The sequence below is a fragment of the Chamaesiphon sp. VAR_48_metabat_135_sub genome (assembly GCF_031418915.1).
Classification (GTDB): Bacteria; Cyanobacteriota; Cyanobacteriia; order Cyanobacteriales; family Chamaesiphonaceae; genus Chamaesiphon.
In genome coordinates this window covers 90,447-109,740 of sequence record NZ_JANOJV010000144.1, presented here as the reverse complement: position 1 = coordinate 109,740, position 19,294 = coordinate 90,447, and the positions used below count along the sequence as shown (strand labels likewise).

Below are 19,294 nucleotides of genomic sequence, written 5' to 3'. Positions count from 1 at the left end.
ATGTATCGCAAAACCTGTCACCGAATTAGTCCGCCAGATATCGCCAAGTTTTTGATATTCGATCGAGAATTCCCCAGATCGATCCAGCACTCTCTCCGCTCGGCTGAAAAATCTTTACATCTAATTAGTGGTAATAATCATTCTAATACCTGGTGCAATCCTGCCGAACTTAAATTGGGTAAACTGAGATCGGAATTAGACTTTTTATCGATCGAAGAAGTAATCGAGCGCGGCTTGCATGAATTTCTTGATGAAACCCAAAGACGGATTAATATTGTATCTAAAGAAATTGGTGATACTTTTATGACGATCGATCTTGAGGCGTTATCATGAGTACTTTTCAGATCGAACACTCGATCGAATATACCTACAGTCAACCAGTAATTTTTGCACCCCATCAGCTCAGATTGCGTCCGCGATCGAATGTCAATCAATCGGTATTATCATTCGATCTGGCAATCTCACCCACACCCCAACAAGTTGCCGAATCTGTCGATCTAGATGGCAATAATTCAACGCTGGTTTGGTTTGAGAATAATTTAACTACTAATCTAAAAATCACTACCAAAACCACCGTATCTACCAATCTTACCAATCCCTTTAATTACCTGCTCGAACCCTGGGCGGCTAATTTACCGATCGATTATCCGGTATCATTGTCCCAACAACTGCAACCATATTTAACTGGATATCTGGGGCATTCGATCGATCCAATTGCGGCAGAATTAGCAGCCGAAATTTGGCAAACTGTCGATGGTCAAACCATCCCCTTTCTGAGCGAACTCAACCAACAAATTTACCATAACTGTCAATACTCGATTCGCGATACTGGCGCATCACTTCCCCCAGGAATCGTGTGGAAACATCGCTCCGGTTCCTGTCGAGATTTCGTCGTCTTATTGCTCGAAGTTTGTCGTGCCGTGGGATTAGCTGGAAGATTTGTCAGCGGCTATGAAGCTGGAGCCGAAACCGACGATAGACATCTCCACGCTTGGGCGGAAATATATCTGCCTGGAGCAGGCTGGCGGGGCTACGATCCCACTCATGGCTTGCTCGTTGCCGACAATCACATCGCGCTCTATTCTAGTCCCTTCCCTGCCCAAACAACCCCCGTTGATGGCAAACTCCGCACGATGGGGGTAATAACTAATCAAATGAACTATCGACTAGTGATTGAGAAAGCCTGAAAAATCGACATGCTCTAATTTTAGCTCGTTACTTTGCTCCCAATCGATCGGCGGAATCCGATCGAATGCGGTTTTTAAAAATGATTCCCACTCCATCCGTACCTGCAATAAATAAGGATCGCCCCGTTGGAGACTGCGCTGGTGGAGAATTTCCAGACTATTATTACGATACATGATTAGATCGATCGGTGGGCCGACAGAAACATTGGATTTCATCGTCGAATCGAATGATAATAGGGCGCATTTCACCGCATCTTCAATACTCGTATCGAACGTCAACATCCGATCCAAAATCGGCTTCCCATACTTGATTTCGCCGATTTGCAAGAACGGCGTTTCGGGCATCGCTTTGATAAAATTACCCTGACTGTAGAGCATATACAGCTCCGTCGCTTGTCCCCGTACCTGTCCACCTAGTAAGATATTACAACTAGCATCAATTCGATCTTTCTCTAACCATTCCCGCTCTCGTGCTTGAACATGGCGCAACTTTTGCCCCAGATAACAAGCAATATCATACATACTGTGACAGGAATGCAAATTCTCCGCTTCTAGAGATCGCAAATCCTGCTCGATACTTAGCATTACTGATTGCGTAATCGAGAGATTTCCTGACGTACATAGTAAAATTGTTCGATCGCCAGGTACGGAAAAATCAAACATTTTCCGATAGGTAGATATATAATCAACCCCGGCGTTAGTGCGAGAATCAGCCGCCATCACTAATCCGTGAGTAGAAATAATTCCCAAACAATAAGTCATGATTTAGGGATTAGGGGGTTATCGATGGTGAACTTGATTTGTAATAATCTATATTCCTCTCCCAAGTTTGAGAGAGGGTTGGTGGAGAAGAAAAATTTAATGCTTACAAACTTCGCGGATGGATTCCAAGCCAACACGATGACAGAAATCACCGAAACCTTCACCAGATTTCCGATCCTTCTTAAAGTATTCAAACATTGGTGTGAAAAAAGTTTCCAGATCGTCGATGTGCATCCGCTCGGTGTACACCTGCGCTAGCCGAGTCTGCGCAGGACATCCAGCCAACCAGACTTGGTAACTTTCGGGGAAACTACCGACAAAGCCGACTTCAGCCATGTAGGGACGGGCGCAACCGTTGGGACAGCCAGTCATGCGGATCACAAATTGCTCGTCAGGTAAGCCTAATTTGGTCAGGAGGACGCGGAAACGTTCGTTAACGCTGGGGGCTACGCGCTCGGATTCGGTGACGGCTAGACCGCAGGTAGGTAGGGCTGGGCACGCCATCGAGAGGCGGACGAGGCTATCGATCTTGGCGGGATCTGGTTCGACTCCATTATCAGTTAAGATTTTGTCGATCGCCGCTTTGTCGGCTGGTTTGATATCATAAATCAGCACGTTTTGATGGGGGGTAACGCGCATCGGGATTTGATATGTTTGGACGATTTCTCGGAGGGCGGTACGGAGTTTGAAATCACCTTCATCTTTGATCCGTCCATTGACGATCGAGATCCCGAGAAATACTTTACCATCGCCCTGTTCGTGCCAACCTAGGAAGTCGAGATATTGGAATTCGGCAATCTGTTTGAGGGGTTGAATTTTTTTGCCATAATATTCTTCTACTTTGGCTTTAAATTTAGCTACGCCCCAATCATTAATTAAGTATTTCATCCGCGCGTGACGGCGGTTAGTACGATCTCCATAATCCCGTTGAGTTGCGACAATTGCTTTAACTAAATCGTAGATATTTGCTTTAGTTACATAGCCAATTGGATCGGCAATCCTGGCAAATGTTTCTTCTTTATTATGGGTGCGTCCTAATCCACCACCAGCATAAATATTGAAGCCTAATAGTTCGCCTTTAGGATTAGTAATTACGACTAATCCTAAATCCTGGGAGAAAATATCGATCGAATTATCACCAGGAACTGTCACCGCAATTTTGAATTTGCGGGGCATATATTGGGTACCGTAAATCGGCTCCTCGCCTGCGGGGAAAATTGTATCGTTGAGGTTATTTTTTAAGGCTGCTTTGACTGCGGGTGCGGGTTCGCCACTGATAGCTTTTTCGCCATCCAACCAAATCTCATAATACGCGCCTGTATGGGGTGTGAGTAAATCAGCGACAGTATCGGCGTATTTCCAGGCGTGTCTATATTCTGGCTTCTTCTTAAACGGTGCGGGAGGAGCCATGACGTTGCGATTTAAGTCACCACAAGCACCGAGGGTAGAACCCATGTTTTGAACGATTGCGGCAATTGCCGGCTTGAGATTTTTCTTAAGAATCCCATGCATCTGGAAACCCTGACGGGTAGTCGCGCGGATGGTTTCGTTCCCGTAGTCACTCGCCAATCGATCGAGTGCCAAATATAATTGGGGTGGAATAAATCCCCCAGGATTGCGGGTACGCAACATCATTGAATAATCTTTTTCGGCACCTTTGACGCGATTATCCCGATTATCCTGCTGATAGGAGCCATGAAACTTGAGGATCTGAATTGCGTCTTCAGTGAAATAATTTGTATCGAGGAGTAGCTCGCTGGCAACAGGTTCTCGCAGATAGTTACTATCTGTCTTTAAGTGTTCTACTTTAGCGAGCTTCTTGGGCGTGGAAGTGTTAACCATACTGAATTTAAGGATACTGGCAGGCGGAGATATAATTTAGAGCAATCCTAATAATTAAGATCCATAGTCTCTCTATTCTACCTCTCATCACATTCGCTACAGGTAGTAATTCTCATCGGAGTACTTATCTCTTGATACTCTCAGCGGTAAACCGAGTGAACTACCCGCATCCCGCTAATTTCTGATGAAAATCCCCTGCACGAAATCATGCAGAGGAATACAATCGTTCGTTTTTTAGTAAGCGGATTAATGAGCGTTACATTACTTTTGGCAATGTACTATTCACGATCCACTAACTAGCGGCGGGGTACTAAATTGTTGTAGTCAATGTTGTAGGGTGAGATCGTTTGAGGCATGTTGCCGATCTTGCCCAGACTAGCTGCCATTGATTTAAATAGGTCGGGGGAACCTGCTTTGGGTGTTTTGTCTTGGGGCGTGTAGCCACGGACAGCAGCTTGCCAAGAAGCTTTGGGGAAGCCTAGTTTGCGACGATAGTAAGCATCGTAGCGAGGCGATTGGATATTGAATGGTAGCTCGCTGGCACCGGAAGGTAATACGCGACGACGTTGGAATGGGACGATGTTGTCACCGAAGTTTTCCAAGTATTCGTTGCTATTGAGCAGATCGTTAATAAAGCCTGCACGACCTTTGGTCGCAATGACGATCGACCAAGCGATTTTTTCAGCTTCGTTGTATACGTCGCGTCCTAGCACCTTCTGGATGCAGTGGGTGACAAATTTATAGTTGCTATTGAGGTTGTAGAAACTATTAGTAAAGGTATTTGATAAACACAATCCACGGATAAAGTCACGGACAGTGATTTGGCCGCTACGGAGTTGGGATTCTAGAAATTTCTCGCGATCGGCAGCAAAAGCATGAAAGAATACTTGACGATAAGCAGCTTCAATTAAATCGCCGACCTGACCAGATGAGAGCAAGTTATCGGTAGAAAATATTCTTGATTGCTCGTCTCCGCCTACTTCATAGCCGCTGACGCGAGAATTCTGAGTAGAGGGAGCGTATTCTAATAATGGAATAGCCATATATATTAAAGTTCTCTTCTTACGAAACTTTACAAATTTTTCTCATCATAATCCCGATTCGGTCTCCATTTCTGACCCAGACCCGAAAACATTACATTCCTTAATTTTCTCCCAACCCCACCACCATCAACATTCTGACTCTTTCATTGCGTACCACTTTGGCTCACTTTATCTTCCACCAACTTCTTCGACCGAGAGTAGCCGATAGTCTGCTGTAGGCACAGCACTGACGGAAGGAGAAGTATAGAACCCATTTGAGATCTTTTTAGGAAGAATCGAGCGATAGATATTGGCGGGGATGGGCGGGTTTGTTTGAATTTACTAGTGCTAGGCGGAAATTTCTGGCATAAACCCGCCCCTACAGATCCATAAATTCATCCATATACTTTCAACTTTCCACTAAAATTCACCATCCATCATTTGCCAACAGATCGGGTAGACGCAACTTGGGAAAACGATAAAAGGTATCACCGTCATCGTCAACTTCGGGAATACCATTGAGCAGACGCACCTGTTCGTCGAGAAAAATTTTGGCAGTTTGGCTACTCACTTGAGAAATCGCCATCAACTGAATCAAGGATATACAACTATCTTGTTGTCGTAATAGTTGGTAGAAAGCGGCTTCTAGGCGTTTGCGTCGATCGGACTTGTAGATAAATCCTGCTGTTCCCGCGCCTAAACCCAATAGGATGAGTAATTGAATCAAGCCCATAAGCTGAATAGTCGGACAGATTTAAAGATATAGTGCAAGTATAGCGACTTTGGTGCAAGTCACAGCAGGTCGATAGTAGATCTGCTACATATACTCGTGACAACAGCTAATCGATCGCCGATAATAGCACTGAACACTATCAATAATTCAAATTTCCCACACAGCCCGTTCGGTACTCAAATTTAGATATTTACCAATCTCACGATCGATTCGGCAAAGCCGAGGCTACGCCAACGAGCAACTTGACCCCTTACCCCTTAACCTTTATCCTGACTTCACAATTCAATTTAGCTACACAATAACCGATCCCTATCCCCTATTTTCTGTCCTCTATCCGTGGATGAACATCCTTCTCTAAATATTGCGGTGGCGCGTCTGGGTGCGACCGAGCTAGATAGCTATGCGGTATGGGTACTCAAAGCACCATATCCAAGCGGTCATGCGATCGAAAATTGTCATTGGACGATCGATCTGTCCCAAATTTGGTTGGGATGGCAAGGGCTATTTAGTCCTGGGAGTAAACCCTACTATCTGCCATGCGATCGCAATCGACTCATTCCCGATCTAGATTTAACTGCTGTTGTCCTTGCCGATGCACCTCAACCCCAAAGCTATAGTGCTAAACTGATGCAGCACTTAGGGGTGAATTTGTGGCAGTGGTTATTTTGCAAGCAAATTGGCAATGCCTTTGCTCAAAGTCAGGGCATGGCGTTTGGTCAACGCAAATCCCTGCGTCTGCGCCTGGAAGTCCGCGATCCAGACTTGATCCCATTGCCCTGGGAAATCATCCAGCCACAGGCGGGGAAGCCCTCAATCTCGCTAAATCAACAGGTGTTATTCAGTCGAACGAATAGCGATGTCGATCCGCTACCGCCCCAACGACTCGATCGATCGATTAAAATTCTCTTGGTACTCGGTCAGAATATTCCTGGTAGTCCCCATCTCGATCTTCAGCAAGAATCAGCTACCATCGCTCAAGTCTTGCGCAATACCATGCCGAGCGGGTTTAATCCGCCCAATCGCTTCAATCCAGCAGGCTGTCAAGTCGATACCTTAGTTCAACCTACTCCCGCCGAGCTAATTGCCAAGTTAGAGACTCAGCAGTACAACGTATTTTTCTATGCCGGACACGGGATGCCCGCCCCCGATGGGGGATTATTACTCCTCAACGATCTCAGTGGTTTGAGTGGCATGGAGTTGGCACAATTACTCGTTCGGTGTGGAGTCAAACTAGCAGTATTTAATTCCTGTTGGGGCGCGCAGCCTTATCAACACCAACAACAAGCAGTACCCCGTAGCAGTCTGGCTGAAGTTTTGCTGCACTATGGCGTTCCGGCGGTGCTAGCCATGCGAGATACGATCGCCGATCGAGAAGCTCTGAGTTTTATCCAATCCTTTACCCAGGCTCTGGCAGATCGTCGCACCATTGACGAAGCCGTAACGATCTCCAGACAGCAGTTGTTGACCTTATATAAGTTCAATCAACCTGCTTGGACGCTGCCAATTCTGTATATGCATCCTGAGTTCAATGGCGAATTGATCGGGACACTTACGGAGGCAGTCACCGAGATTCCTTTTATTCCCCAAGCGATGCCATCAGCATACCTGAGATCGCTGAGTTTCCACACTCATCCTGACTATCCCATCAACGGTGGTTTAATGCGAGTGGGTAGATCTGCTGATAACGATCTAGTTGTTGTCGAACCTTGGGTCTCTCAACGTCATGCGGAGATTATCTATCGCGCGATTGCAATGAATGAAACTACTACGGGGAGCTATTATCTTCGCGATACCTCCCGCTATGGCAGTTATGTGATGACTAGTGAGGGTAAATGGAATAAAGTTCACGCTCAAGAATTTCCACTACAATCGGGAATGCAGCTTAAATTTGGTAGTGAGGAGGGGCAGGTTTTGGAATTTAAGATCGGTTGATGTAGTTAACGATTCGATCGACTTAATGATTAGAGATCGGTAGACCTTTAATAGCTTTAATTCCGGCTCGATCGATTAGCACGAATTTATAAGAACATTTCGTGGGATTGTTGTAGCCCATTAGGGTCATAGTCGTCTCGATGGTGAGATTACCTGCCGCGCTCAATGATAGACTAAGACCGACTGCATTAGGATCTCTATGTACGTACACCAAGACAATCTCCCGATCGAAATCAACATTTGGTAATGCCTCACTTCCACGATAAGTTGTCCATAATTTAGACCATTCTACATTGTTAGTGACATAACCTTTTCGTGGGGCTTCTTTTCGTAGTTCGATTTTTACCACTCCACTCCAGCTTTGTTTGCTGTTAATTGGGGTCGATTGCTCTTTAGGATTCGATTGTACTTTGGGAGTAGATAATAAAGGTTGTTGGCGACGATTAAGGTTTTTGTATCTCTCCGATCGATTATTCTTTTCACCTTGGATTGAATTTGTTTCTTCATCTGCAATAGATGGGGCGACTGGAAATGTTGCAAATAAGATTAGGCAGATCGCAGGTAAAGAGTGATAAATTTTCATAGTAAATCCCTGTAAATAGATGAGGTTGTAGCTAACTACAGCAGCATCTTCCTCCTTTCCGAAAAATTAGTTAATTACGATAAATTCGCCCCTCCTCAACCATCACCCAAGCTTGAGTGATGGGATTGAAATTCTAATTCTTCGCGAAATTAACTGGGTTTTGATCTCGCCGATGATTGAAGGGAATTGGCTCACCTTGGGCATCACCTACCAGCGTAGCAGTAGCTTCTAGAGCCTGTCTGAGCCGCTTGGCGGCATAAATGGACATATCGCGAGGGACACTGATTCGATCGCGTAAATATCGCAAGGCAGCAGCCGATCCTGGTGGCGGCATACAAACAACATCCGTCATCATTGTTGTCAGCGCACAGCGCAAAGCTTCATCCATTAACTTGTCATCAGCCGGATTGACGCGAATGATCTTCGCATGATGCTTAACCGTGCGATGAAGGGCTTCAGCACGAGCATTGTCTGGTTCGGGAAAAGTTGCATCTGGCAATCCATCCCAAGGACCATTATCGATCGTTTTCTTATTAATTAACATTTGAGGTTCGCCATTTTCCCAACAGCCACCCATCTGCGGGGGTAAATCGTGGACGTGGGTATGAAAGTCGCTCTGAGTTCCACGATAAGTTTCTCGACTCTCCATCGCATCAAACCAGTCGGACAAATGGGGATTTTCATCCCGCAGGAAATACCCTTTATAGTAATAAAGACTGGCATTCATCCGTTCGACATAGGGCGTAAAAATCACATCAGCGGTGCCAAATTGCTCCAGGAAGTATGCGCCTGGTGTGCTGGCGAGGGCAGCTTCTACCATCGCCACAACACTGACAAATTGCTCACGGTTGTACTGCTCCTCTCGTGGTGAATTTGCCGGACGACACAACCAACCACACCAAGCGCGAAATAATAGTCGCTCCAATTGTCGCAGCCGAATAACGGCGGGATCTGTCATCCCTAAACTCAAACAACCAAAAGCCTTTTCTAGCGCAATGAGGATATCATCACTTTCAGTAATGATACGTCCATCTAGCTCGATGGCTGGGAGCATTCCCGATGGTACTTTACGCTTATACCAGCTTTCTTTTTCCCCATAACAGAACATAGTTACCTTTTCGATCCGGTAGGGAATTTGTTTTTCCTCTAGCCACAGCCAGATTTTCTGACAATAAGGACACCAAGCATGATTGTCGCGGTAGAGTGTGACTCGCACATCCGATTCGGCTCGTCCGAATAGTCGCAACCTAGCTTGAGCATTGGTGGCTCCATTAACAGGATCGACAGGAGCAAATTGAGAGTTCGCCAGATCTGCTAGTTCTTGCCAGTTTAAGGGTGTAGTAGTCATCTGAGTGCGATCTTAAAGTTGTCTAATCATAACCGAAACGGCTTAAAAGCGATTAAGCTCGATCCTTGTGGATCGAGCTTAATCGCTTTCAACTTTCAACTTTCAACTAATCTAAGACGCTTTAACAACCTGCTTGGGTAAGAGTGTCGAAGTAGCACTCGATCCGCGTGCGATGCCAGGACTGAGTAGAGATTGAGCTAACAGATGACGATAGAGATCGCTGAGTTGAATGGCGACACCCGTCCAACTGAAATTCTGCTGTACCCGCGTCGATGCTTGTTTGCGGATTTTCCGCGCCCAGAGATCGTCAGTCAAAATCCGACCGATCGCGTGAGCAAATTTGCTAACATCATGGGGTGGTACTAGCAATCCAGTCTCTTCCGAAATCACTGTAAATTTCAAACCGCCGACAGCCGAAGCGACTACTGGAGTACCACAAGCCATTGCTTCGATCGCGACCAATCCAAACGGTTCGTAGTGGCTGGGAATTACACAGACATCGGCAGCAGTATAATACAGTGCTAATCGATCGTGTCCCACCATCCCGACAAATTCAGTATTAGCAGTTAAATCTAATTGACTGACGATCTCCTCAATCCGCTGACGTTCGGCTCCATCAGCCTCATTGGGATCGCTACCACCCACAACCAATAATTTTAAGTGTTGGGGGTCTATTTCTTCACCTTGCTCCAATTGCGCCCGCAATTCACCCGTAGCGCGGACGAGAGTTTCGATCCCTTTGCGCTTATCAAAGCGACCGACATATAGTACTACCTTCTCTTTAGAGCTGATGCCGAGCTGTTTTCTGGCTTCAGCTTTAGAAATCAGCCGGAATGTACTGACATCGGTACCGCAGGGAATCACATCAATCTTGCCCAGGCGGGATACTAATGTCTCTAGATCGTCCATTTCTTGTGGACTGGTAGCAACGACGGAATGAGCCTGTTCGAGGATTTGTTTCTCTACTGCCAACCTGGTTTGGGCAATTGTGGGGATTTCGCTCACCGATTGGTACTTAACCGCACCGAGAGAGTGATAGGTATGAATTAGTTGAATATTTTGGAGCCGTTGCAGCTCCAATCCGACCCAACCAGACATCCAGTAGTTAGTATGAGCTAAAGGATAACTCGTCCCTTCTTTTTGTTGGAACTTTTGGAATGCCGTGACGAATTCCGGCATATACTGAAACAATTCATCCCTGGGAATATAACACTCAGGCCCTGCTGTGAGCCTAATCGTCCGACAGTGAGGGGTATGTTGCACGATTGTCTCATCGTTGGGATTGCTCTTGCGCGTGAACATATCTACTTGCCAACCGAGCTTGGCTAAGGATTCACCGACTTGACGGACGTAAACATTTTGACCGCCAGCGGCATCTTTACCAATTTCGGCAGCGGGATCTCCATGCTCGGAAATTAACGCGATCGCTTGACGAGTAGGAATCTTAGCACGAGCAGAAGCAAATGGTTGGTTTGGTTGCACAACTGATGAATTACTACCGATGGTTAAAGGAAATTTTCCTGTTGACATATCTGCACCTTTATAAAGAATTGACATAGATTTTAAAATAAGTTGATTACAGTAGTTAGCTATAAGATCGAGCCAAGATGTAGAGTCCGAAGTAGTTACTCCAAAGGGCTACAGCCTGTTTATCGCTCGATAGATCCAGCAGATCGATCGGAATTCTGGTGTGGATCTCAACTTAAATTGTTACTGCCACATTGACGATTGACTTCCGTCGGTTGGCTGATAAATTTTTGATTGCCAGGAAGTCCCTCGTTCCGATGAGGTTAAGTTGAATTTGTAGTAAATCGCCTTAGCAAAGAATACAAATCAACACAGCGGCTGTACGCGCCTGCTGTCCCATCGGATGGCAGTTGAAGGGGAAATCAAACCCCTGAGTTTATCAGTAGCCCCTCAGGGGAGGGGATTTATCCATCTATCTTGCTGCGAGCAGATGTCCATTTGTGGAAAACTTCTCCGCCAAGATTTGCTGATAAACGGCCTCATAGCCTGCGGCCATTTGTTCGACTCCAAATCGATGAGCCACATATTCGCGACAACCAGCTCTGGAAATGGTGGAGATTTTGGCTACTGCCGCCACACATTCAGCTACGTTATTACAAATATATCCACTTACCCCATCAGCAATGATTTCTGGCACGGAGCCGAGATTCATCGCGATTACTGGCGTACCTGCCGCCATCGATTCGATCGTCACTAGCCCGAATGGTTCCCGCCAGGTAATGGGGAACAGCGTCGCAATCGCCCTGCCCATCAGATCGTTCTTCATGAAGTGATCTGCTTCACCCAAGAACTGAATCTGTACGCCATCAATGTGTGGCTTAATTTGTCGATCGAAATATTCCACATCGACCGGATCGACTTTGCCCGCCATCTTCAGGGGGATACCTGTGGCTTTAGCAATTTCGATCGCGTGATGCGGTCCTTTTTCTGGCGACATTCTGCCCAAAAAGGCTAGATAGGCTGGCTGGTCAGCAACAGGGAAAAAGTGATGCATACTAACATCCACACTGTTGTAGACGGTTGCCACATGATTTAGCCCCAATCTTTCCTCCCGCTGGGCATTAGAGATACTTACAAATGGCTGCGACTTAGAATGGACGAACATTTTCTCATTGTCTGGAGTGAAAATTCCATGCAATGTGTGAACTGTCGGTGTCTGGGTCAACTTGCTATATGGCAAAGCTGCACAGCCCATATGCGAGTGAATTAGATCGAATTCTCCGGCCCGTTCGTATACCTGGGCTAATTGGAGCATCTCGTAGATACTCGGCTCTGTAATTGTTGCATCCAACCGTAATGCTTGGGGATGAATTGATTCTAGTTTTGCTGACGTGATCGAGTCTCCCGATGCAAACAGGGTAACATCATGACCCCTTGCAACTAACTCATCTGTCAACAGTCCAACGACCAATTCTATCCCTCCATATGCTGGTGGGGGAACCCTTTCCCACAAAGGTGCGATTTGGGCAATTTTCATTTTATATCCTCCTAAATACATGAGGCTATTAGCGAATAAGAATTACGAGTTTTATTCAATCGATCGAGATCGAGAATCGCTATCTCAGCGTCCAAAACCCAACTACTCTTCACTAATAACTCACAAAAAATGTCTGAGACGAGTTCGCACTAGAATCGCAAAAGCGTTATCTGGCAACATTTTTGCACGTCGCGATTTGATTTATTTAGTTTCGTATTCGATTTATTAATTTATTGTAAGTTTAACGTATATTTTTCGTATCTCACTTATCTTAACAACTTCTTTATATTTTGTCATCCTGGGAAACACGGATCGACAGATAGGCAAGAGAATGCTTAGATTTGACGAATAATGTAGCTTGGACAACAAATATTTTCTAAAGTTGATATTCATTAACTAGCAGCCAATCGATCGAAAATCATCACTATTTTTTTAGCTGGCGTAATATTTAATACCAAGTATTTTGACCTTTGGTATGCTCACATCGGCTCTCCAGCAATGATGGCGATCGATTCACTTTATTTAGAAGGGGTAAAGGCGAAGACACCAGAATGTTTTGGCAGTTTACGACACTTTTTCACCATAACCACAACAAGGGTGGGGTAGAAAGACGTGCAGTCAGAGTAATCGAAGAACGCAGTCTTTTCCTGTACCCCTTCCCCCCACTCCCACACTCTCCTCAAAAAAAATCTCCCCACCCCCTTGACACTGACCCAGATACCTATGTTATGATTACGAATGTTATTGCAATGGGGTGTCGCCAAGTGGTAAGGCATCTGGTTTTGGTCCAGACATTCCGAGGTTCGAATCCTTGCACCCCAGTTAAATTTATTCAGATAGAGCAGTCAGAGTCGAGTTACCAACGCCCTGGCTGTTTTTCATGCTAGTCAAAGGAACAATAACAATATGAATGCTGCGCGAATTCTCGCCCTCGACTTCGATGGGGTAATCTGCGATGGAATGGCAGAGTATTGGCAGACGGCATGGCGAACTTACACGCAAGTGTGGCAACTCGACAGGCTGGAGCCATCGCCCGGAGTTGCTGAAAAATTTCGGGAATTGCGCCCACTGATTGAAGTGGGGTGGGAACTACCCGTACTGATTCGGGCACTTTCTTTAGGTATTTCTACTGAGCGGATGCAGAGTTCTTGGCAGCGAATTCGCGATCGAATTTTAGCTGATAGTCGGCTCAGTGGGGTGAAAGTCAGTCAGCAGTTGGACTCGGTTCGAGATAATTGGATTCAACAAGACCCCGCTAGCTGGTTGCGGTTACACCAATTTTATCCTGGCGTAATCGACATGCTCAAGGAACTCCCCAACCGGAAAATCCAGCCAGTAATTATCACGACGAAGGAAAGTAGATTTGTCACTCAACTGCTGCAAGAGCAGGGTGTAGAAATAGCCAGTGAGTTTATCTGGGGTAAAGAACTCAAACGGAGTAAAACAGACAGCCTCAAGCAGATTCTCGATCGAGGAGCCAAGAAATCTCCGACTGTTTGGTTCGTTGAAGATCGTCTGAGTACGCTCTCCAAGGTTGCGGCGCAACCAGAACTAGAGTCGGTCAAACTGTATCTAGCCGAATGGGGCTACAACACTGCTGCCGAACGTGAAGCTGCACTGCTGCAGTCACGAATCCAAACGCTCTCACTCTCAGATCTACCGACGCTCGGCGGTACGCAGAAGAAAACAGCAAAGTTAGTTGAAAGTTGACAATTAATGGTGTGCGACCGTCAATTAATTCATTTAATTGGCTGTTGACAAATCAAATTTGACAAAAACTGGTAAAAAATATTACTAAATGTTGCGAGGGTCAGATCGAAATCTAGTTTACCGATGACAATGATCGTTAATCGTACCCTAGATCTAGATCGAGTAAACAAGTATGCCTTTGACAAAACGTTGTATTGCTGAGTTCTTCGGAACATTTTGGTTGGTTTTAGGTGGTTGTGGTAGTGCCGTACTTGCCGCATCATATACAGAAGCCAATACACAGGCGGCTGGTCAGGCAAAGGCAGCCGCCGCTGCTTCTTTGGGAATTGGAACTTTTGGGGTATCGGTCGCATTTGGATTGACTGTATTGACGATGGCATTTGCGATCGGACATATCTCTGGCTGTCACCTCAATCCGGCTGTTTCTTTCGGCTTGTGGGCAGGTAAGCGTTTTCCGGCTTCGGATTTACTCCCCTACATTCTCGCCCAAGTTGGTGGGGCAATTTTAGCGGCATTGTTTATCTATCTCATTGCCAATGGGAAAGATGGCTATTCGCTGAATGGAACTGGGCCGTTGGCAACTAACGGGTTTGGTATCCATTCACCCCAAGGTTATACCATGGGAGCTTGCTTTCTGATGGAAGCAGTGATGACTTTCATGTTCTTGATGGTAATTTTAGGTGCTACAGACCGCAGAGCACCTCAGGGTTTTGCCCCAATTGCGATTGGGTTAATGCTGACACTGATTCACCTGATTAGTATTCCCGTCACCAATACATCTGTAAATCCAGCTAGGAGTACCGGACCTGCTCTGATTGTCGGATTATTTGGAAAAATGGAGTTATTCGGACAAGTCTGGCTATTCTGGGTTGCGCCGATTTTGGGCGCAATCGTGGCTGGATTCTTCTACAATGCGATCTTTGAGTCAGCAGACAGCAATCAAAAAAATTCAGATACACAACTTAGTGGCAATCTGTAAGGTAATTAATAATTGATAATTAATTGAAAGCAGTTGGGTTGATTTAGGTCGATCCAACTTTTTTAATGCCCTATTTTGCTAGAAATTCTAGAACTAATCGATCGAACTTAGCTGGATATTCTAGATAGGGATGGTGTCCGCAGTTTGGGAAAATACACAATTGATTGTTTGGCAAGCCTGTAGCGGCGATATAGGCATGTTTGACAGGAATAATGCGATCGAATTCGCCCCAAATAATTAATGTCTTTTGGGTAATCTTAGCTAAACTATTCACAATTGGTTGATACACTTGCGGCCGAACGCCAGCTAAATTAAAGTTACTTTGTCCGAGGCGAAGAATGACGCGATTTCTACCAGGAATAGCAAAGATCGGATAGCGAAGTTCGAGCCATTCTGGTGGTAGTTGCTTACCCTGATAGAAATTAGATTTTAACATTGCCGGAATCATCCATCGTCCTGGACGCAGCAAATTAACAATTATTGGTAAAGTAATTAAGCGAATTCCTAAGCTAATCTCTCGACCTAATCCCATACTATCGACCAACACTAACTTATCGATTCGATCGGGATATAATCTAGTAAATTCTAAAGCAACTCCACCACCCATTGAGTTACCGATCAGCGTAGCTGTATCGATGTTCAGTGCGGTCATAAAACTATGTAAAAATTCGGCTTGATTGGCGAGAGAATAAGAAACATCTGGACAATTTGACTTCCCCGAACCGACCATATCAAAAGCATAAACGCGATGGTGTCGGGCTAGAGCGGCGATATTATAGAGCCAAAACTCGATCGATCCATTGCCGCCATGTAGCAAGATAATCGTACTCCCGCTATCGCCCATCTGCCAATAACGAGTGTCGATCTCATTTACCGATATGTAGAGATCTGGTGGCGATGTCACGGATGGGTGAGTCTGCATGAATTACTTTGTCCGACCTTTCCATCCTAGCATTCGAGGATTACTTGCTGAAAGACAGATTATTTTCGATCGGGTCACGATGACTCAAATCGAGATTGTCCGTATCATAGATGAAAGATCGGATTTCACCAGACTCTTCATTATAAAAAATCTATAGCTATGCCAGAGAGTAAACAAATGAAGATCCGATCGACCTTAAACCTTGTCGCGATTACATGTGGTATTTTAGTTGCTACTAACCTCGCACCGCAGATGATATCTGCACGAGCACAGGGCACAACCCCAATCGGTAAAAAAGATCGGCAACCACAATATACTAGCTTTCCGACTGCTGGTGTCAAATTGATCCGACCAGATGGGTTTGAAGCTGCTGAGAGTTTTGATGGCTTCCAACAGGCTAGCACTCAGTCATCCGTCATGCTGGTGACGATTCCTGGGCCATTTACGGAGGTCACGAATGGTCTGACCGCCGAACGATTAAAAACGCGAGGGATGACGCTCAGAAGTCAAGAAAACGTGACGATCGACGGCAATCAAGGTATCTTAATTAGTCTGACTCAAACTGCATACGGCATTGATTTTGCCAAATGGATCGTCGCTTTTGGCAACGATAAAGAAACAAAAATGGTGACGGCTACCTTCCCAAAAACTCGCACAGCCAAATTGTCCGCCTCACTCAAGTCTGTCGTACTTACAGCCAAAAATGACACTACGCCGCCACCCACTCTCGGCTCTGATCTGGGCTTTAAGATCGTCGCTTCCAACAAAGTAAAACTCGCACGGAGCATGGGGAAGATGCTGCTGTATACCAAAGATGGGACGATTCCAGCCAAGTCCCCAGAAGATCCCATATTTATCGTCGCTCCATCATTCTCCCAGATTACGATCTCTGACAAACAAGAGTTTGCCACTCGGCGACTATCCCAGACTAGCAGCATCAAGATAAATTCAGTTACTACAACTGACACAATTACGATCGATGGTCTTGATGGTTATGAGATTTTTGCTAGTGCCCAGGATATTGCTACAGGCACTCCAGTTGTCATATATCAAGTGATGCTGTTTGACGATCGATCTTACACCTTGATTCAGGGTATTGTTGGCACCAAGGTTCGGGATGAATATCTACCCGAATTCAAAGCAATGGCTCGTAGTTTCAAGAAACAGCAAAAGTGAGACAGAACTAATCGATAAATCTGTCGAGCGAGCGATTTATGTCAAATGTAGATGAAAGAGGGGAGTGGGAAGCGTGGGCTTTTGGTGCAAAAATTCTTGGAGCAGATCTCGATCGTTCTTTTGGAGATATGATGCAAAGAATTTATCAGGACATATGGAGCTATGTTTTAGAGGTGTAATGGGCAATTTACACTAGCAAAATCTAGACGTATTAATCGACCCACCAGCAGACAAGATATACTGATTAATAAATATCTCGATCGACATCATGCTCAAGTCTGAAGGCACATTATCCGATCGTTCGTTGCCACATGGTACAATTCTGCCGATCGGTCTGTATGCCCTGTCAGGACTTGCGGCAGAGGAAAATCGACTACTTGCGATCGATACTGTGCGTGGATATCTCGTCTCGATCGATCCACTCAGTAATAATACAACTATTCTCAATCCGCATCATGTTTCCGATTGGATTGGGGTGACGGGTTTAACTCTCTGGGATGATACATTCTGGTTTGCCAAGGGACAGGAAGTTCTGTCATGCAATCGTCAAACCCTCACTCCAACTGTCTTTACTCGTCTTCCTTATCCAGTGACGGGGGTTGCTGTTTGGGAATCAAATATATATGTGACTTGCCAGAAATCTGGCTATATCCATCTGTTCGATCGCAATACAGGTGAATTGCTCAGTAAGATTCCCCAGCCTGGAGTGGGAACTGAGACACTGACAGTACATAAAGATGCTCTCTGGGTATGCGATCGAGCCGAGCAAACTGTCTATTGTCTAGATCGTACCACTGGGGCGATTCAATTCAGTGCGCTCACGCCGTTTAGCTCCCCGACTGGGATTACATTTTATCCGCCTGGGGATGAAGAGCCGACTTGTTATGTTGCTTATGCCGATGAAGAACCATACATTCGCGACGATCCTAATGCCAAATCCCCCTATCAATTAACATTCCGAGATCGCACCTTCATTCATCCACTCTACATCCACCACAACCCCGTAGACCACTATACCCTCTCCAACGGCTTCCTGGTGGAAATGTCCTACGTCGAAGAATTACTCCCTCTCGAAGCTGTCACCCTGAACAACGTGGAGTGGCGGATTGCATTACCCTCCGATACCCTGCGCCAACGGGTGCGCCACTTTGAACCCATCGGACATGAATTTGAGATCGAAGAAAAAGAAGGGCAAAAAGTTGCAGTCTTCAAATTCGATCGCATCAATCCCCATCAAGGCGGCTTAATTGGTTGGAAAGCCGTTATCGAAATGTACGGACTCAAATATTCCCTCGCCCCCAGCGATATTGAAGATATCCCCACCCTGCCAACCGAGTTAGAACAACGCTATTTAGTCGATGACGATGATTTAGCGATGGATACAGAAACGATGCGTCAGGCAGCCACAGAAGCCGCTGGTACAGAAACAAATGTGCTGCGGAAGATGCTCAAAATTCGTAATTATGTTTACGATCGCCTGTCCTACGGCATCCAACCCCACATCGACACCCCCGATGTCGCCCTCGCTCGTGGCGTTGGCTCCTGCGGTGAATATGTCGGAGTCCTCCTCGCCCTCTCCCGCCTGAATGGAATTGCCTGTCGGACGATCGGACGGTATAAATGTCCTGCCTATCCCGATCGACAAAACATGCCCCTTCAGCCCGATTTTAACCATGTCTGGTTAGAGTTTTATGTACCTGAAATCGGCTGGCTCCCAATGGAATCGAATATGGACGACACGATCGAACGCGGGCCATATCCCCAGCGGTTTTTCATGGGTTTAGCCTGGTATCATACCGAAATTGGCAAGGGGATCTCATTTGAAAAAATGAAAGCTGCTGACAAACCCGAGCATATTTCGATGGGAGATTTAGCCATCAACCACATTCGTTTTCGGATCTTAGACGAGCTAATTCCTGGAGACATTTTATGAAAACTGTAGAATTTGACCAAAAATTCGATCGTGAGGAAGATATTACCAAATATCTCGATCTGTCCAAAGCCAAACGTCCCCGCTCCAAAAAAACTCAAAACTTTGTTGACTTGCAATCCTGGTGATGTAGAGACAATAGATCGATCGTATCAGATTATTTG

The 19,294-nt window shown here is 45.7% G+C and carries 18 protein-coding genes and 1 tRNA gene; 10 read left to right on the top strand and 9 right to left on the bottom strand.

The window, feature by feature from the left end; translation table 11 throughout:
- Together RMO55_RS10470 and RMO55_RS10465 are read left to right on the top strand one after the other, a co-directional pair.
- The coding region (locus tag RMO55_RS10470) for an alpha-E domain-containing protein (protein ID WP_310426335.1) at positions 1-333 on the top strand (333 nt) is incomplete at its 5' end.
- A complete protein-coding gene (locus RMO55_RS10465) occupies positions 330-1,187 on the top strand; it encodes a transglutaminase family protein (RefSeq protein ID WP_310426333.1) in 858 nt (285 codons plus the stop codon). The genes RMO55_RS10470 and RMO55_RS10465, both read left to right, overlap by 4 nt.
- Here RMO55_RS10465 and RMO55_RS10460 read toward each other — a convergent pair.
- The 4 genes from RMO55_RS10460 to RMO55_RS10445 form a co-directional block, all read right to left on the bottom strand.
- On the bottom strand, positions 1,167-1,949 hold the full coding sequence (locus RMO55_RS10460; RefSeq protein WP_310426331.1) for a proteasome-type protease: 783 nt from the start codon (positions 1,947-1,949) through the stop codon (positions 1,167-1,169). The two genes, RMO55_RS10465 and RMO55_RS10460, sit on opposite strands and share 21 nt — an antisense overlap.
- A 96-nt stretch (positions 1,950-2,045) precedes the next feature.
- On the bottom strand, positions 2,046-3,791 hold the full coding sequence (sir, locus tag RMO55_RS10455) for a sulfite reductase, ferredoxin dependent (protein ID WP_310426329.1): 1,746 nt from the start codon (positions 3,789-3,791) through the stop codon (positions 2,046-2,048).
- Positions 3,792-4,087: 296 nt separating this feature from the next.
- Entirely contained in the window at positions 4,088-4,834 is a 747-nt protein-coding gene (locus RMO55_RS10450) for a phycobilisome rod-core linker polypeptide (protein WP_310426328.1), read from the bottom strand.
- 406 nt (positions 4,835-5,240) lie between these two features.
- Positions 5,241-5,546: a hypothetical protein gene (locus RMO55_RS10445; RefSeq protein WP_310426326.1), complete on the bottom strand. Its 306-nt coding sequence runs from the start codon at positions 5,544-5,546 to the stop codon at positions 5,241-5,243.
- Between the two features lie 336 nt (positions 5,547-5,882).
- Here RMO55_RS10445 and RMO55_RS10440 point away from each other — a divergent pair, with 336 nt between their 5' ends.
- Positions 5,883-7,478 (top strand): CHAT domain-containing protein, encoded by a 1,596-nt coding sequence (locus RMO55_RS10440; RefSeq protein ID WP_310426324.1) that lies wholly within the window; start codon positions 5,883-5,885, stop codon positions 7,476-7,478.
- A 22-nt stretch (positions 7,479-7,500) separates the two neighbouring features.
- Here RMO55_RS10440 and RMO55_RS10435 read toward each other — a convergent pair whose 3' ends face one another.
- From RMO55_RS10435 to RMO55_RS10420, 4 genes are all read right to left on the bottom strand, one after another.
- Positions 7,501-8,061, bottom strand: a complete 561-nt coding sequence (locus tag RMO55_RS10435) for a hypothetical protein (RefSeq protein ID WP_310426323.1) — start codon at positions 8,059-8,061, stop codon at positions 7,501-7,503.
- A gap of 133 nt (positions 8,062-8,194) precedes the next feature.
- Positions 8,195-9,409 carry a glutathione S-transferase family protein gene (locus tag RMO55_RS10430; protein ID WP_310426322.1) on the bottom strand — a complete coding sequence of 405 codons (1,215 nt, stop codon included), beginning with the start codon at positions 9,407-9,409 and terminating at the stop codon, positions 8,195-8,197.
- A gap of 111 nt (positions 9,410-9,520) precedes the next feature.
- A complete protein-coding gene (locus RMO55_RS10425; protein WP_310426320.1) occupies positions 9,521-10,966 on the bottom strand; it encodes a glycosyltransferase family 1 protein in 1,446 nt (481 codons plus the stop codon).
- A 382-nt stretch (positions 10,967-11,348) separates the two neighbouring features.
- Positions 11,349-12,413 (bottom strand): glycosyltransferase family 4 protein, encoded by a 1,065-nt coding sequence (locus tag RMO55_RS10420; protein WP_310426318.1) that lies wholly within the window; start codon positions 12,411-12,413, stop codon positions 11,349-11,351.
- Between the two features lie 750 nt (positions 12,414-13,163).
- On the opposite strand from RMO55_RS10420, the gene RMO55_RS10415 reads away from it, so the two are divergent.
- The 3 genes from RMO55_RS10415 to aqpZ all read left to right on the top strand — a co-directional run bounded on the left by RMO55_RS10415 (position 13,164) and on the right by aqpZ (position 15,102).
- A tRNA-Gln gene (locus tag RMO55_RS10415) sits at positions 13,164-13,235 on the top strand.
- Between the two features lie 84 nt (positions 13,236-13,319).
- Complete coding sequence (locus tag RMO55_RS10410; RefSeq protein WP_310426317.1) at positions 13,320-14,123, top strand: HAD hydrolase-like protein; 804 nt, start codon at positions 13,320-13,322, stop codon at positions 14,121-14,123.
- 172 nt (positions 14,124-14,295) lie between these two features.
- The gene (gene aqpZ / locus RMO55_RS10405; RefSeq protein ID WP_310426315.1) at positions 14,296-15,102 is read left to right on the top strand and encodes an aquaporin Z; all 807 of its coding nucleotides are present in this window, start codon (positions 14,296-14,298) and stop codon (positions 15,100-15,102) included.
- Positions 15,103-15,172: 70 nt separating this feature from the next.
- On the opposite strand, the gene RMO55_RS10400 is transcribed toward aqpZ, so the two are convergent.
- Positions 15,173-16,024, bottom strand: coding sequence for an alpha/beta fold hydrolase (locus RMO55_RS10400; protein WP_310426313.1), 852 nt, complete (start codon positions 16,022-16,024; stop codon positions 15,173-15,175).
- Between the two features lie 177 nt (positions 16,025-16,201).
- Between RMO55_RS10400 and RMO55_RS10395 the strand changes: the two genes are divergently transcribed.
- The 4 genes from RMO55_RS10395 to RMO55_RS10380 all read left to right on the top strand — a co-directional run bounded on the left by RMO55_RS10395 (position 16,202) and on the right by RMO55_RS10380 (position 19,258).
- Positions 16,202-17,200 (top strand): hypothetical protein, encoded by a 999-nt coding sequence (locus RMO55_RS10395; protein ID WP_310426311.1) that lies wholly within the window; start codon positions 16,202-16,204, stop codon positions 17,198-17,200.
- Positions 17,201-17,238: 38 nt separating this feature from the next.
- Positions 17,239-17,379, top strand: a complete 141-nt coding sequence (locus RMO55_RS10390) for a hypothetical protein (RefSeq protein WP_310426309.1) — start codon at positions 17,239-17,241, stop codon at positions 17,377-17,379.
- A gap of 89 nt (positions 17,380-17,468) precedes the next feature.
- Positions 17,469-19,133 carry a transglutaminase domain-containing protein gene (locus RMO55_RS10385; protein ID WP_310426308.1) on the top strand — a complete coding sequence of 555 codons (1,665 nt, stop codon included), beginning with the start codon at positions 17,469-17,471 and terminating at the stop codon, positions 19,131-19,133.
- Positions 19,130-19,258, top strand: a complete 129-nt coding sequence (locus RMO55_RS10380) for a hypothetical protein (RefSeq protein ID WP_310426307.1) — start codon at positions 19,130-19,132, stop codon at positions 19,256-19,258. The genes RMO55_RS10385 and RMO55_RS10380 overlap by 4 nt, the downstream gene beginning before the upstream one ends.
- The last annotated feature ends 36 nt before the right edge of the window (positions 19,259-19,294 follow it).

Bases quoted from the DNA above. Each gene is read 5' to 3' on its own strand.
- RMO55_RS10465 (WP_310426333.1), top strand. From the start codon at position 330: ATGAGTACTTTTCAGATCGAACACTCGATCGAATATACCTACAGTCAA.
- RMO55_RS10460 (WP_310426331.1), bottom strand. From the start codon at position 1,949: ATGACTTATTGTTTGGGAATTATTTCTACTCACGGATTAGTGATGGCG.
- sir (WP_310426329.1), bottom strand. From the start codon at position 3,791: ATGGTTAACACTTCCACGCCCAAGAAGCTCGCTAAAGTAGAACACTTA.
- RMO55_RS10450 (WP_310426328.1), bottom strand. From the start codon at position 4,834: ATGGCTATTCCATTATTAGAATACGCTCCCTCTACTCAGAATTCTCGC.
- RMO55_RS10445 (WP_310426326.1), bottom strand. From the start codon at position 5,546: ATGGGCTTGATTCAATTACTCATCCTATTGGGTTTAGGCGCGGGAACA.
- RMO55_RS10435 (WP_310426323.1), bottom strand. From the start codon at position 8,061: ATGAAAATTTATCACTCTTTACCTGCGATCTGCCTAATCTTATTTGCA.
- RMO55_RS10430 (WP_310426322.1), bottom strand. From the start codon at position 9,409: ATGACTACTACACCCTTAAACTGGCAAGAACTAGCAGATCTGGCGAAC.
- RMO55_RS10425 (WP_310426320.1), bottom strand. From the start codon at position 10,966: ATGTCAATTCTTTATAAAGGTGCAGATATGTCAACAGGAAAATTTCCT.
- RMO55_RS10420 (WP_310426318.1), bottom strand. From the start codon at position 12,413: ATGAAAATTGCCCAAATCGCACCTTTGTGGGAAAGGGTTCCCCCACCA.
- RMO55_RS10410 (WP_310426317.1), top strand. From the start codon at position 13,320: ATGAATGCTGCGCGAATTCTCGCCCTCGACTTCGATGGGGTAATCTGC.
- aqpZ (WP_310426315.1), top strand. From the start codon at position 14,296: ATGCCTTTGACAAAACGTTGTATTGCTGAGTTCTTCGGAACATTTTGG.
- RMO55_RS10400 (WP_310426313.1), bottom strand. From the start codon at position 16,024: ATGCAGACTCACCCATCCGTGACATCGCCACCAGATCTCTACATATCG.
- RMO55_RS10395 (WP_310426311.1), top strand. From the start codon at position 16,202: ATGAAGATCCGATCGACCTTAAACCTTGTCGCGATTACATGTGGTATT.
- RMO55_RS10390 (WP_310426309.1), top strand. From the start codon at position 17,239: ATGTCAAATGTAGATGAAAGAGGGGAGTGGGAAGCGTGGGCTTTTGGT.
- RMO55_RS10385 (WP_310426308.1), top strand. From the start codon at position 17,469: ATGCTCAAGTCTGAAGGCACATTATCCGATCGTTCGTTGCCACATGGT.
- RMO55_RS10380 (WP_310426307.1), top strand. From the start codon at position 19,130: ATGAAAACTGTAGAATTTGACCAAAAATTCGATCGTGAGGAAGATATT.